This is a genomic window from Frankia sp. BMG5.60, assembly GCF_059428125.1.
The window spans coordinates 1,280,125-1,296,299 of the sequence record NZ_CM182091.1; the positions used below are offsets into that span (position 1 = coordinate 1,280,125).

At 69.8% G+C, this 16,175-nt stretch carries 11 protein-coding genes and 3 pseudogenes; 6 read left to right on the plus strand and 8 right to left on the minus strand.

The window, feature by feature from the left end; genetic code table 11:
- Positions 1-62: 62 nt before the first annotated feature.
- Complete coding sequence (locus AC5R91_RS05195; protein WP_495395971.1) at positions 63-1,727, minus strand: AMP-binding protein; 1,665 nt, start codon at positions 1,725-1,727, stop codon at positions 63-65.
- 486 nt (positions 1,728-2,213) lie between these two features.
- Between AC5R91_RS05195 and AC5R91_RS05200 the strand changes: the two genes are divergently transcribed.
- A complete protein-coding gene (locus tag AC5R91_RS05200) occupies positions 2,214-2,678 on the plus strand; it encodes a PaaI family thioesterase (RefSeq protein WP_495395972.1) in 465 nt (154 codons plus the stop codon).
- Between the two features lie 88 nt (positions 2,679-2,766).
- Here the strand turns inward: AC5R91_RS05200 and AC5R91_RS05205 are convergent, their stop codons facing one another.
- The 3 genes and pseudogenes from AC5R91_RS05205 to AC5R91_RS05215 form a co-directional block, all read right to left on the minus strand.
- Positions 2,767-4,161: an aldehyde dehydrogenase family protein gene (locus AC5R91_RS05205; protein WP_495395973.1), complete on the minus strand. Its 1,395-nt coding sequence runs from the start codon at positions 4,159-4,161 to the stop codon at positions 2,767-2,769.
- Positions 4,161-5,252 carry an acyl-CoA synthetase family protein gene (locus AC5R91_RS05210; protein ID WP_495395974.1) on the minus strand — a complete coding sequence of 364 codons (1,092 nt, stop codon included), beginning with the start codon at positions 5,250-5,252 and terminating at the stop codon, positions 4,161-4,163. Before AC5R91_RS05210 ends, AC5R91_RS05205 begins: the two co-directional genes overlap by 1 nt.
- A gap of 258 nt (positions 5,253-5,510) precedes the next feature.
- Positions 5,511-5,986, minus strand: a pseudogene (locus AC5R91_RS05215) (SAM-dependent methyltransferase); the annotation flags it as partial.
- A gap of 73 nt (positions 5,987-6,059) precedes the next feature.
- Here AC5R91_RS05215 and AC5R91_RS05220 point away from each other — a divergent pair.
- The 5 genes and pseudogenes from AC5R91_RS05220 to AC5R91_RS05240 form a co-directional block, all read left to right on the plus strand.
- Positions 6,060-6,516: pseudogene (locus tag AC5R91_RS05220) on the plus strand (NF041680 family putative transposase); the annotation flags it as partial.
- 81 nt (positions 6,517-6,597) lie between these two features.
- A pseudogene (locus AC5R91_RS05225) lies at positions 6,598-6,768 on the plus strand (IS5/IS1182 family transposase); the annotation flags it as partial.
- A 290-nt stretch (positions 6,769-7,058) separates the two neighbouring features.
- A complete protein-coding gene (locus AC5R91_RS05230) occupies positions 7,059-8,876 on the plus strand; it encodes a polysaccharide deacetylase family protein (protein WP_495395975.1) in 1,818 nt (605 codons plus the stop codon).
- Positions 8,873-10,192 (plus strand): glycosyltransferase family 2 protein, encoded by a 1,320-nt coding sequence (locus tag AC5R91_RS05235; RefSeq protein ID WP_495395977.1) that lies wholly within the window; start codon positions 8,873-8,875, stop codon positions 10,190-10,192. Before AC5R91_RS05230 ends, AC5R91_RS05235 begins: the two co-directional genes overlap by 4 nt.
- A complete protein-coding gene (locus AC5R91_RS05240) occupies positions 10,189-11,034 on the plus strand; it encodes a class I SAM-dependent methyltransferase (protein WP_495395978.1) in 846 nt (281 codons plus the stop codon). The genes AC5R91_RS05235 and AC5R91_RS05240 overlap by 4 nt, the downstream gene beginning before the upstream one ends.
- A 102-nt stretch (positions 11,035-11,136) precedes the next feature.
- On the opposite strand, the gene AC5R91_RS05245 is transcribed toward AC5R91_RS05240, so the two are convergent.
- The 4 genes from AC5R91_RS05245 to AC5R91_RS05260 form a co-directional block, all read right to left on the minus strand.
- Entirely contained in the window at positions 11,137-12,390 is a 1,254-nt protein-coding gene (locus AC5R91_RS05245) for a lipopolysaccharide biosynthesis protein (protein WP_495395979.1), read from the minus strand.
- 109 nt (positions 12,391-12,499) lie between these two features.
- Entirely contained in the window at positions 12,500-14,401 is a 1,902-nt protein-coding gene (locus AC5R91_RS05250) for a hypothetical protein (RefSeq protein WP_495395980.1), read from the minus strand.
- Positions 14,398-14,775: a hypothetical protein gene (locus AC5R91_RS05255; protein WP_495395981.1), complete on the minus strand. Its 378-nt coding sequence runs from the start codon at positions 14,773-14,775 to the stop codon at positions 14,398-14,400. Before AC5R91_RS05255 ends, AC5R91_RS05250 begins: the two co-directional genes overlap by 4 nt.
- A 98-nt stretch (positions 14,776-14,873) precedes the next feature.
- Entirely contained in the window at positions 14,874-16,049 is a 1,176-nt protein-coding gene (locus AC5R91_RS05260; protein ID WP_495395982.1) for a glycosyltransferase family 2 protein, read from the minus strand.
- Positions 16,050-16,175: the final 126 nt, after the last annotated feature.

Genomic DNA, 16,175 nt, shown 5'->3' on the forward strand with positions numbered 1-16,175 from the left:
GGCCTACCTCCGTCGGGATCGCGGGCGCCGTCCGGTTTCGGGGCGACGGTCGGGCCGGGCCGCTACCGGGGCCGCGGGCGGGCGAGGTCGCGGGCCTCGACGCGGCGGAACTTCCCGCTCGAGGTCCGCGGGAGGGCGTCGGGGGCGACCAGGTGCACCGACACCTCGGCCAGTCCGAGCGCGGACCCGACGGCGACCCGCAGGTCGGCGGCCAGCCGGACCCGGTCGGCGGCGTCGTCGAGGGTGGTCTCGGCGATCACGGTCAGCGACTCGGCCCCGGTGTCGTCGGTGTCGGCGACGGCGACGCACCGGCGGCGGTGCACCCCCGGGGCGTCGCGGACGAGGGCCTCGGCGTCCTCGGGGTAGTAGTTCACCCCGCGAACGATGATCATCTCCTTGCGCCGGCCGCTGACGTGCAGCTCGCCGGCGGCGAGAAAGCCGAGATCGCCGGTCGGCAGCCACCGCTCGCCCGCCGGGTCGGCTTCGAGTGCCGTCGGCGGGCCGCCGGCGGTGAGGTAGCCGGCGGTGACCGCGTCGCCGGCGATCTCGATCTCCCCGACGGTGCCGTCGGCGACGGCGTGGCGCTCGTCGTCGACGATCCGCAGCCGCATCCCCCGCACCGGCCGCCCGACGCCGACCAGCCCGCGGGCCCCGGCGGCGTCCGCGGGCACCGGCACCGCGACGCCGTCACGGGCCAGCCGGTCGCGGTCGACCCAGGTCGTCACCGGCGGCCGGCCCAGGGGTGGGAAGGTGACGGCGAGGGTCGCCTCGGCCATCCCGTAGACGGGGAACATCGCCTCGGGGGCGAACCCGGCCGGGGCGAAGTGCGCGCCGAAGCGTTGCACCGTGACCGGGCTCACCGGCTCCGCGCCGTTGAGCGCCACCCGCCAGCGGCGCAGGTCCAGGCCCGCGACCTCGGCCGGGTCGACCGCCGCCAGCAGGGCGTCGTAGCCGAAGTTCGGCGACGGGGCGACGGTGGCGCCGATCTCGGCGAACGAGCGCAGCCAGGACGCCGGATCCTTGATGAACGTCGACGGCGACCAGATCGTCATCGGCACCGCGGTGAGGATCGCACTCAGCGCGCCGAACAGCCCCATGTCGTGGTAGAGCGGCAGCCAGGTGGCGCCGTGGTCGCCGACCCCCAGCCCGATGCCGTCGGCGATGGCCGCGGTGCCGTGCACGACGTTGCGGTGGGTCAGCACGACGCCCTTGGGCACGGCGGTGCTGCCCGAGGTGAACTGGACGATCGCCAGGTCGGACGGCGACACGCCCGGCAGCGCCACGCCGTCGCGGGCCGATCGGACGAGCCCGGCGATGCCGTCGAACCGCAGCGCGGGCAGCACCGGCGCGAGCCGGCGGGTCAGGCCGTCGGCCCCCGCCCCGACCAGCACGCGCCCGACGCCGGCCGCGCTCGTCACGGCGGCGATCCGGGCGGCGTAGCCGGCGAGGTCGCCCGCCGAGGTCGGCAGCGGCAGCGGGCAGGCGGCGGCGCCGGCCCGGCCGACCGCGATGACCGCGGTCATGAAGTCGGCGTTGTTCCGGCTGAACACCCCGATCCGCTCCCCTGGCGCCACGCCCTCGGCGACCAGGGCGCGGGCGAGCGCGGTCGTGCGCGCGGCGAGTTCGGTCAGGGTGAGCCGCTCGGCCGAGGAGGGGAAGCTCACGGGGACGTCGGGCCCGGTCGCGGCCGCCTCGTCGAGGGCGCCGGGCAGCGTCGTGCCTCGCATCAGATGCTCTCCCGTTCTGGGCAGTTTTCCGGTGCGGTGCAGGTTTCCGGTGCGGTGCAGTCTCCGGCGCGGTGGCCGGACGTGGCCGCGCGAGGGCGGGAAACAACGGGCGGCCGGGAACACTTTCGGTCCGGTCGGACGGTGACGGAGCCTTTCGGCCGGTCTTCCGGCCCGCTCGATGTCGCCTCCGCAATCCTGACAATCCGACGCCGGCGGGTCAACGAAAGAGCCGCCTCTCCAATCGATCCATCGCCGGGGGCAATAAGCAGGCCGAATCGGCCGAAGGTTACCGCGGGAGGAATACGAGGAGTCATGTTATCGCGGTTCACCGGATATTCCGAACATCGGCCCCGTGGAGTCGACGCGAGTTCGGCCGTTGTTTGCCAGGTGACCCGCACGCCGCGGCCGCGACTCGGCGACACGGGTCCACCGATGCGGATAACGTGTCCGGACATTCGACCCCGTCCGAGACAGGGAGGTGCAGCCGTGGAGCACAACGGCATCAGCGCGCAGGCCGAGGTCGCCAAGCGCATCGACGATCTTCGCGTACTGCTGGAACACGGCCTCGCGGAGGGGGTCGGCGTGGGCCACTCGCTGGGCGTTCGGGTGCGAACTCTCGAGGTGGGGCGGACGGTCTGGACGCTGCAACCGTCGCCGGCCGCGGCCAACGCGATGTTCACGGTGCACGGCGGTGTCATCGCGACGCTGATGGACACGGCGATGGGCAGCGCCGTGTACACGAGCCTGCCGGCCGACCTGTTTTACACGACGTTGGAACTGAAGGTGAATTTTGTGCGGTCGGTGAATCTCGACGCGGCGGCGCTGGAATGCGTCGGCCGGACGGTTCACGTGGGGCGCCGGACGGCGACGGCCGAGGCTCAGGTCACTAATTCCGCCGGAAAGCTCGTCGCGCACGGAAGCTGCACCTGCCTGCTGACCCCCGCGAGCTGAGAACCGGTGGCGGCGTCGCCGGTCGCGGGGAGCGAGCCGGCGACGCCACCGCAGCGGCGGCGCGAACCGCGCCGTCCGCGCCGACGGGTCAGGCCTCGGTCGGTCCGACCGCCGTGCGGATCATTCCCTTGGTGCGCATGAGAACCTCACCGAGATACCCGTCATGCGGAATTCCTGGGCGCAGCCAGGTGGTGGGATTGTCGCCGAGATAAAGATTGATGATCGACGGTTCGTCGAGCAGCGCGTCGATCAGCTCGGCACGGTTGGTCATCGCGGTGAGGACGAGCGAGTCGCGCAGCGGGGCGATCCCGTCCGCGGGCTGCCACGGCCCGACCCAGACGCAGGGGAAGGGAAGTTCGACGCCGAGCTGCGTGGCGCCGCTCGAGTCGACCAGGTGCACGGCCGGCCGCAGCACCGCGCCGCCCGAGGCCAGCTCGTCGACGATCGTGTCGCCGCCGAGCAGCGGCCGGGCGTCCCCGGCGACCTTGTGCAGGTACTGGTCGACCTCGACCACCGACGCGGTCGGCTGCACGGTGAGAGTGGCGTCGGGATGGTCGGCCGGCAGGCTCGGGATCCGCCCCAGCCGCTCGGCCAGCGCCCGGGCCAGCGGCTCCGGGTCGCCCTCGACGAGCACCGCGCTCGCGCAGGTGCAGGCGGTCCCGCCGAGGTGGCTGACCGAGTCGGCGATGATGTCGATCTTCTCCCGCCAGTCGACATCCGCCGTGACGAGGATCTTCGAACGCCCCGGGCCCTGGGTGAGCACGGTGGGGATCGCGCTGTACTTGTCGACGACGTCCTGGCCGCCGTAGACGATCGCGTAGTCGGCCTCGGCGATGATCAGGTCGGCGACGGCGTAGTCGCACGGCAGCAGCGTCAGCGTCGCCGGCGGGAAGCCGGCCTGGCGCAGGGCCTCCACCAGCCGCAACGCCGTGTACGGCTCGCGGGCGGACGGGCGCACCACCACCTTGTAGCCCAGGGCGAGCGCCTCCGGCCACAGGCCGTGGACGGCCGGGGTGTTGCCCGCCGCGTGCACCGCGAACAGATCGCCGCGGCGCGCCCACACCGCCGAGCCCGCGCTGGTCCGCTCGTCGCGCCAGTCGCCGACGGCGCCCCGCGGCATCGCCAGCTCCATCGTGTGACGCAGCGAGCGCAGCACGTCCGCGATCCACTCGACGGACTGGCGGACCACCGCGCGCGGCACCCCCGAGGCGGTGGAGACCAGCTCCACGTACTCGTCCGGGCCGAACCCCCCGATCGGGGCGGTCAGGAACAGCTCGGCCGCCGTCTCCAGGGCGTCGAGGCGCTGCGCGCCGGGCAGCACCGGGGCGGCGCGCATCGCCGCGATGGTGCGTCGCACGTACAGCGACGGCACCTGGCTGATCTCGCCGATCTGTGCCCCGGACAGCGAGGTCAGGGGGCGGCGGTTGCGGCTGCGGTAGGGCCCGGCGGGCCCCAGCGCGTCGATGTGGATGGGCTCGCCCATCAGTAGACCCCTTCGATGACGGCATGATCGTCGAACGTGGCGACCGGCCCGACGTCGGCGACCGAGCAGCCGAGCCAGCCGGGGGGCGGCTCGACGGCCACGGCATGATCACGTTCGAGGTTGTTCGGGATGAGGGCGTACTTGGTCAGGTGGTTCATCACGACCTGCCCGCGGTCACCGAGGGCCACATCCTCGCCGGTCTCGGGATCGACGACCCGGAAGGCGATGTACGGGCTCGGCGGGTCGAACAGCGCGAGGCCGTCGAGCCCCTCCCCCGGCCGCTCCCGGGACATCCCGAGGATGGTGGTGCTTCCGTACAGGCCCTTGAGCGGGATGCCGGGGAAGACCTCCGTCTGGAAGATCTCCCGGGAGTCGGCGTCCATGTGGGCGCCGCTCCAGCAGATGAACCGGATGTTCTTGCGGATCAGCTCGACGAGGTCGTCGCGGCGCGCCATCCGTTCGAGCAGCGGGGGCGTGGTGATGAGGATGCCCACCGCCTGGGTGGTCAGGATGTGCGCCGCCTGGTCGATGATGTGCTCGGCGTAGAGGTCCGCCGCGCCGGGCCCGTCGCGCTCGATGAGCCGCTTGATCCACCGCGGGTCGAGATCGACGGTGAACCGCACGCCGTCGTGGCGCCGCGCGCGGCGTGCGGCGAACTCGCCGAACATGTGCGGGCCGCTGGGAGCGACCGCGAGCACGTTCGCCGGCCCGAGATCGGCGTAGTGGAACTCGTCCCAGCCGAGCGCGAACTCCATCCAGCGGTCGAACATGACGAACCGCTTCGGCGACCCGGTGGTCCCGCCGCTCTCGTAGACGCCGGCGATCACCCGGTCCTCGCCGGTGAGCCCGCGCGGGATCAGGTCCTCGACGGGCACGTCCCGGAACTCGTCGACGACGTTCGGGAACAGGCGCAGGTCGGCGAAGGTGCGCACGTCGGCGATCGGGTCGAAGTCGAGGGCGCGCGCCCGGCGCAGCCAGAACGGGCTGCCCGTCGACGCGGTGAAGTGCCAGTGCATCAGGGCGGCGATGTACTCGTCGGGGTCCACGGCGGGTTGACCGGCCCGAGGAAGATCGAGGACGGGGGAACTCATGCGCTGCCTCCGCGGGCACGTCGGATACCTCGGCGAGGCCATCGACCTCGGCGGGGCCATCGTCGCCCGCCTTCCGGCGGCCGCAGGCCCGACCGGGACCCTCCCGATCGGGCAATAGGAACTTCCGCGCACCCGCGGCACCCGCCGGCGCCGAACTCCCCCGCCGCGCCAGAGAACAACGCGTCATCGCGCTCACCCACGGGTGGTGATACGGCGAGCGGGTCGCGATCGAGCACCTGGCGACGCTGCGCGCCGGGCTCAGGGTTTGCGAGCGAGACCGCCGTAGCCGCTGACCTCCGCGTCGGCCACTCCCCCGAGGCCGGGTCGTGCGGGCGCCAACGCTGGGCGGCCACCACGCCCGGCTCGACGAGCTCCAGCCCGGCGAAGAACCGATCCACCGCCGCCCGGCCGCGCATGGTCATCGACACGCCGCGCGCCCGGTAGGTCGCGGCCAGCTGTTCGGCGCCGGGATCGAAGTCGGCGGTGGCGTGCGAGAGTGCCAGGTAGCTGCCGGCGGGCAGCGCGTCGAGCAGCCTGGCTGCGATCCCGTACGGGTCGGCCTCGTCGGGGATGAAGTGGAAGACCGCGATCAGTGACAGCCCCACCGGGCGGGTCAGGTCGAGGGTGTCCCGCAGCTCCGCGGAGGCGAGAATCGCCTCCGGATCCCGCAGGTCCGCGTCGATGTAGGCGGTCCGGCCCTGCGGGGTGCTGGCGAGCAGGGCGCGGGCGTGCGCGGAACCCGTCAAGCTGTCTGCTTGTCGTTTACCTCTGAGCGTGACTCTTCGTGATAGCTGCTGGTGGTTGGGGGTCTGGCTGTGGTCCTCCACCGTCGACGCGAGCGCCACCGACGTCGACCGCGCCTGGCAGTCGTTTCTCCGCCGGTTCGACCTGGAACACACCTTCCGGCTGTTCAAGCAGACACTCGGCTGGACCACCCCGAAGATCCGTGACCCTCATGCGGCGGACCGCTGGACCTGGCTCGTCATCGCCACCTACACCCAACTCCGGGTTGCCCGCACGCTCACCGCGGACCTACGCCGCCCCTGGGAACGACCCGCCGAACCCACAAGGCTGACTCCAGCCCGTGTCCGCACGGGATTCCGGAACCTCCGCCCGAAGACACCGCTTCCAGCCCGACGCCGAAACCCACCCGACCCGGCCCCGGCCGCCCGGTCGCACCAACCGACGACAGGCGATCATCCAACCGGTCGGGAAGACCACGGACAGATCAACAGTCACGGGATCTGAAAGGCAGACAACTTAAACGACAAGCCGAGGCCGGGGCCCTCGCCACCTAAAGCACCATCAACACCGGGCTGCCGGAACCGTCACCCGTAAATGGACACTCCTGTTCGACCTCGGTTACGAAGGGGTGGGAACCCGGGCCGAGCCGTTCGCGATCCCATACAAGAAGCCCAAGGACGGCACCCTCACCGCCGAACAGAAGGTGCACAACAGGATCCACAACACGCTGCGAGTCGTCGGCGAACGCGCGAACGCGCTGCTCAAGGTCACTGGACCGCCTGACGACCAACACCACGTCACGGCATTGTGTCTACGCACCGCGACGCGACGTTACAGGGAAAAGCTAAACCCACCCCCATCCGGATACCTCATACACCTGGAATACCCCACGAAACCCTGTCGTACCCCACGAGTTCAACGTCAGTAAGTCCGCGGCGTTGCGACACGGCCGGACCGCATCCCGTCGCGCCGACCGGCTCGAACTAGAGTCGTCCCCATGGGGATAGCGTCAGCCGGGTTGGCTCGGCGGAATTCGCGATGAGCCACCACGAGCAACCGAGCGTGGACATTCTGGGCCATTCAGTGGAGCAGTCCGCCCGTAATAGCCGTCCGGTCCGGTTCAGCATTGTGATGCCGACATACAACCGCCGGGACGTGGTATTGCAGAGTATTGCGGAGCTACGGTACCTCGATATGCCGTGGCCTTGTGAACTGATCGTCGTCGTCGATGGTTCCACGGATGGCACCGAAGAGGCTCTACGGGCCATCACCCTGCCGTTCTCCAAGCGTATCCTGTGGCAGGAGAACGCAGGCGCGGCCGCGGCGAGAAACTGTGGGGCCGCGACCGCGCGCGGCGAGTTCATCCTTTTCCTCGACGACGATATGGCGGCGGACCGGCGGCTCCTCGTCGAGCATGAGAAGCTTCTCGCTGCCGGCGCCGACGCCGTGGTCGGCCACATCCCGATGCACCCTGACTCGCCTCCCACGGTGCTCACCTACGGGGTCGACCGTTGGGCCCGGGAGCGCCGCCGGCGGCTGCTCCGGTCGGGCGGGCGGCTGACCCTCGCGGACCTGCTCTCCGGGCAGGTGTCGATGCGGGCGTCGACCTTTGTCAGCCTCGGCGGTTTCGATAAGAATTTCACCGCCGGCGGCAGCTTCGGCGGTGAGGACACCGACTTCCTCTACCGGTTGCTGCAGAGCGGTGCACGTGTTCGATTCGCCGCCGACGCCGTCTCCTACCAGCGTTACGTCGTTTCGCCCGAGGCGCACCTGAGGCAGTGGCGGCAGGCCGGGCAGGCCGATGCCGCGCTTTCCCGAAAGCATCCGGGTCTCGGTGACCGGCTCTTTGCCCAGCATGGCGGGAAGACGATCAGAGGAACCCTCGCCAGGGCCGCGGCGGCGGCACCGCCCCGGGCATCCGCCGTCCCGGCGGGTCTTGTGCTCGGAAGGGTCGGCGCCGGGAAGGTGGACAAGCCCACCAGATGGATGTTCCTGGGACTGCGTGACTGCTCCTACTGGCGGGGAGCCCACCAGCGCGGCGGCCTCCTGCATGCACCGGACATTGGCCTGCGGGTCCTTGCCTACCACGCGGTGGAAGACATATCGGATCCGCTGCTGAGCAGGTACGCGGTCTCTCCGCCGCAATTCCGGGCACAGCTGACGGCCCTGCTGGACGCCGGCTTCACCTTCGTCGGTGTCGATGAGCTCCTGGGTCATCTCGACGGCCGGCCCGCCCGGCACCAGTCCTTGGTCCTCACCTTCGACGACGCCTACTCGAGTCTGCTCGAGCACGCCGTGCCCGTCCTTCGGGAGCTTGGTATTCCCGCGACGGTTTTCGTGGTCACGAAAGAGATCGGCGGCTGGAACAGGTGGGATGCGGTGAACGGCGCCACCCGGCTACCGCTCCTCGACGCGAGCCAGCTGCGCGCCCTTCACCGGGAAGGCTGGGAGGTGGCGGCGCACTCCCGCACCCACGGGCAGATGACGAGGATGAGTGAGGCTGTCCTGTGGGACGAGCTTTCCGCGGCGCGCGGCGACCTCGCGGCCGCCGGGCTGCCCACGCCACGCCTGTTCGCCTATCCCTACGGGGAACACGACGCGCGCGTGCACACGATGGCGAAGAAGGCGGGGTACGACGCGGCGTTCGCGCTACGAACCTGGCGCGCCTTTCCGACGGCTCGGGACCGCTATGCCCTGCCCAGGATCGAGGTGGGACGCCTTACTCGCGCTGCTGCGCTCGTCGAGACGGTGCGCAGATCGCAGGTTTACCAACGTCCCGACATCCAGCGAGAACTGGGTGGGGCGTTGCGTCGAGTTATCCCGGTCCAACGGACGATCCGTGGACGTGCCGAAGATTACGAGGCGAGGAGCGCCGGATGAACCTCCCCGGGAATCGGGAGTCCCCAGCTGAACCAGCCGCGGCCGACGGGGGTACCTGGTGCTGTGAGCTCGAGGTGTCGGCCGGGGGCGTCGTGCGTTCGGTCGTGCCGCCATCCGACCGTCAGCGACGTGCGCGGATCCTCGTCCGGCTGCACGGTGAGCCGCTCGGCTACGCCGCGGCCGCCAGGACGGCCACCGGCATCGACGTCGATGAGCTGTTCGGCAGGATCTGGTCAGAGTTCGGCGAGCGCATCAACGATCACCTGGTCGGCGAAGGTCTCCGCCCGCTCGATCGCCTTGATGCCCACACCAGGCCTGCCGCGGTCACCGACGCCTGCCCGAACAAGGTTCATGCCACGGATTTCGTCTCCGTCGTCGTTCCCACCAGAGACCGAAGTGAGATCCTGGCCAACTGCCTGCGTCGACTCGCGGAGATCACCTATCCGGCAGTCGAGTTCCTCATCGTGGACAACGCCTCGTCGAGCGACGCCACAAGGCGGGTCGTCGACTCGTTTTCGGCCACCGACGAACGATTCCGCTATGTCATCGAACCACGCCCGGGTGCCTCCCGCGCCCGCAACCGCGGTCTCGCACTGGCGCGGGGGGTGTACGTCGCCTACACCGACGACGACGTCTCGGTGGACCCTGGATGGATCGACGGGATGGTGCGGGGTTTCCGGCGCCGGCCAGACGTTGCGTGCGTCACGGGACTCGTCTGCACGGCGAGCATCATGAGCGCGGCCGAAATCTACTTCGACGCCCGGGCATCATACTGGTCCGACCGCTGTGAGCCAGTGCGTTTCGACCTCACTGGCAAGGAGCGGCACGGTCCGCTCTACCCCTATGCAGGTTTCGTCGGTGCCGGCGCGAATGCCGGGTTCGACGCCGCGTTCCTGCGAAACCTGGGTGGCTTCGACGAGACGTTGGGACCGGGCACCAGGACACGGGGCGGCGAGGACCTCGATCTCTTCGTGCGGACGCTGCGGGCGGGCCGAGCGATCGCGTACGAACCAGCCGCCTTCGTCTGGCACCACCACCGCGCCGACGAGGCGGCCCTGCTCGCCCAGATGTTCACCTATGGGTCCGGTTTCACGGCCTTGCTGGCCAAGCTGCTTCTCCAGCCGTCGACCCGGGGAGAGGTGGTACGCCGCATCCCACAAGGCCTACGTGGGATGGTCCGTATCGGCCATGAGACGAGCCAGCGGCTCGACGGGCGGGTCCAGGCCCCGAAGGGGGCCCTGCTGCGCGAGTTCGCCGGCTACGCCGCCGGACCATTGCTCTACGCCCGGGAACGGCGAGCGGCCGCCTCGCGGTGACGACGACAGAAAGGACGACGACAGAAAGGACGACGGCCGGGAAGAACGACGGCCGGGAAGGCGGCGACGTGATGCACCATGACAGGCCCATGGCGCGGAACCCGATGGTCGAGGGGGGGCGACTTCCATCGCAGTGGGCCCTCGACTACTACCGGCGATCGCCCCGAGTGGTGCGGAAGATGGCGCACTGGACGCTGCGGAACGCGCCCGGACGCCGGGTGTCGTGGGGGAACATGAAACGGGTCAGGCCGTTCAGCGACCGCTACGGATGGGACCGCGGGCTGCCGGTCGACCGACACTATCTCGAGCAGTGGATCAGTCGACACGCCAAGGACATACGGGGGAACGTGCTGGAGGTCAAAAACGCGGACTACAGCTCACGGTTCGGAACTCCAGGTCGGATTACGGTCGTCGACCGGGATGAGACGAACCACCATGCCGATCTTCACATCGACCTCGACGCCGCGGACAGTCTGCCCGCCGCCGAGTTCGACTGTGTGATTCTCACACAGGTCCTTCAGTACACTTCTCCGGGCCGCTGTCTGGAGAACCTTTGGCGGTCGCTTCGCCCGGACGGCGTCCTGTTGATCTCGGTGCCGGCCCTGGGACGTATCGACCCGGACGACGAGTCCGACGACAAGTGGCGCTGGACGCCCCTGGGTCTTCGAGCCGAACTCGCCCGAGTCGGGATCGAGGCCACGGTGGAGGGTTTCGGAAACGTCCTGGCAGGTGTTTCCGCGTTGTTGGGTCTGGCGGTCGGCGACGTCAGTCGCAGGGATCTCGATGTGCACGACGCGCGCTTTCCGGTACTGACCTGTGGGCGGGCGGAGAAGCCGCGGTAGGACGGCAGGTCGACCGGCTTCGGAGCAGATCGACCGGGTCCACGGGCCCCGGCACACGCCGATTCGACGAGGTGTGACGCCCGTTCGTCATCCCGACTCCTGTCATCCCGACTCCCCGGCCGGCATCACGACCGCCTCACGGCGACCGGGCCGATCCCCTGACCGGGCCACGGCCCGGTCGTCGCCAGCCCGACCCGCGACGAGCACCACGAACGCGGTCGCGGTCTGTGATCCGAACCAGGCCAGACCGACCCCCGCCAGTCCCAGGCTTCCCCCCAGCAGCCAGAAGCTGGCCAACACCAGCACTGCCAGCAGCGTCTCGATGCACACGAGCCACCCGGCCCTTCGCTGCGCGCGAGCCGTGCACAGCTCCAGGATGACGACGGTGCGGGCGACCGAGCCCGCCAGAAGCAGCCGAAGCGCGGTGGTCGCGTCGGCCCGGTAGGCGGGGCCGAAGAGAGCCAGCACGAGCGGCGCGACGGCGACGAGGACGAGAACAATCCCGATAATAACCGGGAGAATGCGACGCAGCATCGCCCGTTGGAGTCGGCGGGAGTCGGCGCCGGGCTGCGCTCCTTCGACCGTGAGCGACGTCCCGAGACTCCACGGGATTTCGTCGACCGCGCATACGATCAACCAGCTGATTCCGAATACGGCCCCTTCCGTCGCACCCAGCCGGGCGACGACGACGACCGGCAGGAACGTCGTGCTGAGCTGAGACACCAGTTCCGCCAGCGAGTCGCCGGCCACGTATTTTCGGAAGTCCGCGGCCAGCCCGGGTGGGCTCGGTGGGCGTCCGGCGGGTCGCAGCCACACCAGCAGCACGACCGACGCCGGTATGACGGCTGTCGCCGCAGGCAACACCCATGAGGTGAACAATGCCAATCCGCTTACCCCGCTGCCGAAGGAGACGAGCAGGACGAGCTTGACGATGCTGTAGGCGGTGTTCTCGATCGGTACGACGACCGCCTTCCGCAGGCCGGTGAAGACGTTGTCCTGAAGTCCGAACAACGACCAGATCGCCACCGAGACGGCGAAGAAGAGGGCGATCCGGGATGGCTGGAGAACGGCGAAGGCCGGGCTTACCCGAGCGGCCAGCGAGGCAAAGGCCAAGCCGACCAGCACGCTAAGGCCGGCCGCGCCGGCGTAGGCGCCGGCGACCAGGCGGCGCGCCTGGCCCCCCGCCTGCGGCAGGAACGCGGTCAACGCGCCCCCCAGGCCCAGTTGACACATGTAGGACAGGCCGGTGAGGGCCGAGATGAGGGCGGTGGCCTCGCCGACCGACGGCCGGTCGGCCTGCCGGGCGGCCAGCACCCAGTAGAGGCTGCCCACCAACGACGACAGGCCGCCGCTCATCGCCAGCGCTATGCCGTTGCGGTACAGCGCACCGGTCTGGCCGGCAGCCCTGTTCGTCGATCGGGGCAGCAGGTTTCGCAGCGAACGGCTCCGCGCCAGGGTCCAGGTGCTATCCGACGAGCTCGTAGATGCGGGTGTTCGGGGTTGCGTACCAGAGGCGGAAACGCGGCGAGGAGCGGACGGCCGTCTCCACCGCCCGCAGCGCACCGGCGGTCGCTGTCCGGTAGACACGGTCATACACCTCCTGCGACGTCGAGAAAACGAGGTAACCCCGTCCCGGGTACGTTCCGATGAAGTCGGCCACGGTGTTCACCATCGATGGCCTGATTGCGCGGTCGCCGAAGGTGTCGGTGATCAGGACGTCGTCCACCTCGGGATATCGTGCGCCGTAGCGGACCGGGAAGGTGGCTCCGGTCAGCACGGCCACCGACCCGGACCGGGCGTGCGCGTACAGATAATCACCGGCCTGGATCTCGTCGCCGCGCATGAGGTTCAGTTCCGCCTTCATGAAGAAGGCGGGGATGAAGATCGCGGTGAGGACGAGGAGCCCGCCGAAGCCCGCCAGGACGTGCCGCCGCCGCCACCGCCCGGTCGGCGGCGCGACGGCGCAGCACACCAGCGGCGCGCACCAGGGCAGGGAGAACAGGATCGCTCGCAGGATGCTTTCGCCGCCGTAGCTCTGCCCGAACAGGATGAAGCCCGGCACGATGCTCAGCAGGAGGAGCGGAAGCACCCGGCCGTCACCGCGGTGCAGCCGGCGCAGCCCGCCGATGCCGGCCAGCGCACAGACCGTGCTGGTCAGGATCAGTCCGGTAGCTTTGGCGATCTTCCCCGAGGGAGGGAGCTGCGGATCCTGCGACCGGGCGTTCGCGAACGGGTCGGGACTGCTGAAGACCCCGAAATGAGCCTGCACATAGTCGAAGTGCGGGATCAGATAGGCGATCGCCAGACCGGCCATGGCGGCCACCACCCACCACGGCCGCACGAGCCCGGCCGCGGTCAGCGCACCGACCCCGAGGAGGAGCAGGTACGGGGTCAGTTGGTGGCTGACTACCACCACCCCGTACAGGAACAGCACGACGGCGACCGCCACCGGCAGCGGCCAGGTCGGACCCGGCGGAGCGGCGATGCGCAGCGGCGGCCTTCTGCTGTGGATTCCGGCGGTCCGCACGGTCCGCCGCAGGACAGCCCTCGGCGCGCCGGTGCGGAGTTGTCGCAGGAGCACCAGATATATGGCGAGGCCCAGTGTCCGGCCGAGTGCCTGGGGGGAGAAATAGTCCTGCCCGACCCAGTTCGTCACGATGAAGACCAGTGCCGCGCCCGCGGCGATCCGCGGTTCGCGAAGCAGCGTCCTGGTGGCCGCCCAGACGAGCAGGGCGTCGATGCCGGTGAAGAAGACCTCGGCCCAGGCGGCGAAGGCGGCCGGGTTGGGTCGACCGGCAAGCGAGCCGAAGACCGCGGTACCGGCGAAGAAGCCGGGCCATCGGTGGTAGATGTCGACGTTGACATCGACGCCGCCATGCTGCTCGATATAGCGAACCACCCCGATGTGCTTGTACACCCAGGGGTAGTGCGGGGCGTCCAGGATGAGCGGAAGGGTGCCGTAGAGCACGAGAATGCAGGCAACCAGGTAGGCCGCCACGACGAACGGCTGGAAGCGGGCCCGTCCGACGGCGCCGGCCGCGCCGAGAAGAAGCACGCCCAGGCCGATGTACCAGACGATGGGCAGTACCGGCGGGAGACCGTAGTCGGTGAGGTTCTCGACGTTGATCCACCGCAGTGACAGACTCCAGAGGGTGATGCCGACCGCCAGCGGCAGCAGCCAGGGAAGGACTGCCGTGACGGGGTCCGACGACCGCGCCGGTCGACGGATTCCGGAGTCATCGGGACGTCTTTGCCGGACCGACCGCAGGCGGGTAAGAGCGGCTGCGGCGCGGGGATCGGAAGCCGCGTCCTGGCCAGGCCGGCGATCCAATACCTCCTCGGGGGGAAGCAGCGGTCCGCCGGTCAACGCCCTCGCACCTCCCCGTCGGCGCGAAGACCCGTGCGGAGGTCGGCGTGGAGGCTGTGAATGAGGACCGCGCAGCAGGCAAGTCCCACGACGGACTGCAACACGGCCGGATGCCACCATCCCGACCAAACCATGATCATTCCAATCAGGACGTCGACGGCAAGGCTGATAGCGACGGCAAGCCCGACCCATGCCGCCGCCCCCTCGACCGGGAGCCTGGTCAGCGCAGCGGCCCCGGGAAGGAGGAAGGCGGCAGGGACGGCAAGCAGGACCCGCACCGGCGAATCTGTTCCACTGATCACGAGAAAGGCGAGTGTCACGGTTACCGCCACGAGCGCCGCATGCGTTATTCGGCGGGCGTACATGCTGCTCATGGTTCTGCTCCCCTCATGGTTCTGCTCCCGTGATCGCGGTGGATGTCCGCGGCCCGGGGATGGGCATCCCGGGGACGAGGCGGCGCGGGCGCCCGGAGTCAGCGCATGGGCATGCCGCCGGTCGCGGCGCGACGCCGACCGAGTGCTCGGCTGGCGAGGTACCCGACTGGCCCCTGGGTTATCCCGACCAACTCGGTCGTGGTCAGGGACCGGGGATAGCCGCGGGATTTGCCGGCATTCTTGCTGCTGCGTGGGTGGAGAAGATGGTGCAGGCCGTCGGGGACAAGGCGGGCGATCTGGACGCGTTCAACGTTTTGGGTCGCAATGCGTTTGGTGACCATCGCACCCAGACCAACCCCGTAGTCGTACATCTGGCGCCGCAGCTCGGCAGTGTTTTGCTTGTGCCTGTGCCGGATCAGCGCGGCCGGCTCGTAGACCAAGGCATGGCCACTCTGCACCACGGACAGGAAGATGTCGAGGTCCTCGCCGCCGCGCGCCGCGGTGCCCGTTCCGAGATATTCGTCGAACCCACCCAGCCGGCGCAGCATGTCAGTCCGGAAAGCGCTGTTCGCGCCACTGCCGAACACGCCCGCGGTATAGGGATAGAGGATATCTTCTGATCGATTTTCGACGAGATCGAACCGGCGTCGGACGAACCCCTTGCCGAAGCCGCCGAACTGCTCGAACCACACCTGCGCCGGGGTCGCGAGCTCCAGCGGCCGGATCAGCCCGGTGACGCACGCCACTGTTTCGTCGACGACGCCCGAGCCGGTGACGAACCCGGACAGGAGAAACTCCAACCAGCGCGAGTCGACCTCGACGTCGTCGTCGGTGAAGACGACCACCGGTGTGGTCGCGGCGGCCAGTCCGGCGTTGCGGGCACGGGAAAGCCCCTTCGCGGGCTCGGCGACGTAGCGCACGTCGCCGGCTATCCGGCTGAGCTGTTGGCGGATGCCGCTGGTGCGCGGCCGGTTGTCGACCACGATGATTTCCCGCGGTGGCGCCGACTGCGCCAGGATTCCCGTGAGCGTGGCCGCCAGCGAGGGGGAGGCCGCGCAACTTGTCACGACGACGGTGCCGGCGAGCTCGGCGGGGAGTACCGGCCGGCAGACGTCTGACGTCATAACTCCATCGATCGGGCTCGTTTCGGGCACCGCGAGCCCATCCGCGGTGAGGTGGGCCGCCACGTCCGGCCAGAGTCTGTCCATGATCCGGCCGGCAAGCTGGTCCGGGCGCAGGCCGGCTGGGGACAGCGTTGCCGCGACCACCCCCATGGGACGGCCATGTAGCCGGACCAGAACCTGCGCCGGTCCGTCACCGACGAACGTCGGAAGTGGCGCGGACAGTTCGATCTCGTACAGCGCGATCGGACCATCGATGCAGGGCGGCTGGGTGCGGCC

Coding starts and splice junctions, on each gene's coding strand:
- AC5R91_RS05195 (WP_495395971.1), bottom strand. CDS start 1,727: ATGCGAGGCACGACGCTGCCCGGCGCCCTCGACGAGGCGGCCGCGACC.
- AC5R91_RS05205 (WP_495395973.1), bottom strand. CDS start 4,161: ATGGGCGAGCCCATCCACATCGACGCGCTGGGGCCCGCCGGGCCCTAC.
- AC5R91_RS05210 (WP_495395974.1), bottom strand. CDS start 5,252: ATGAGTTCCCCCGTCCTCGATCTTCCTCGGGCCGGTCAACCCGCCGTG.
- AC5R91_RS05235 (WP_495395977.1), top strand. CDS start 8,873: ATGAACCTCCCCGGGAATCGGGAGTCCCCAGCTGAACCAGCCGCGGCC.
- AC5R91_RS05245 (WP_495395979.1), bottom strand. CDS start 12,390: ATGAGCGGCGGCCTGTCGTCGTTGGTGGGCAGCCTCTACTGGGTGCTG.
- AC5R91_RS05255 (WP_495395981.1), bottom strand. CDS start 14,775: ATGAGCAGCATGTACGCCCGCCGAATAACGCATGCGGCGCTCGTGGCG.
- AC5R91_RS05260 (WP_495395982.1), bottom strand. CDS start 16,049: ATGGGGGTGGTCGCGGCAACGCTGTCCCCAGCCGGCCTGCGCCCGGAC.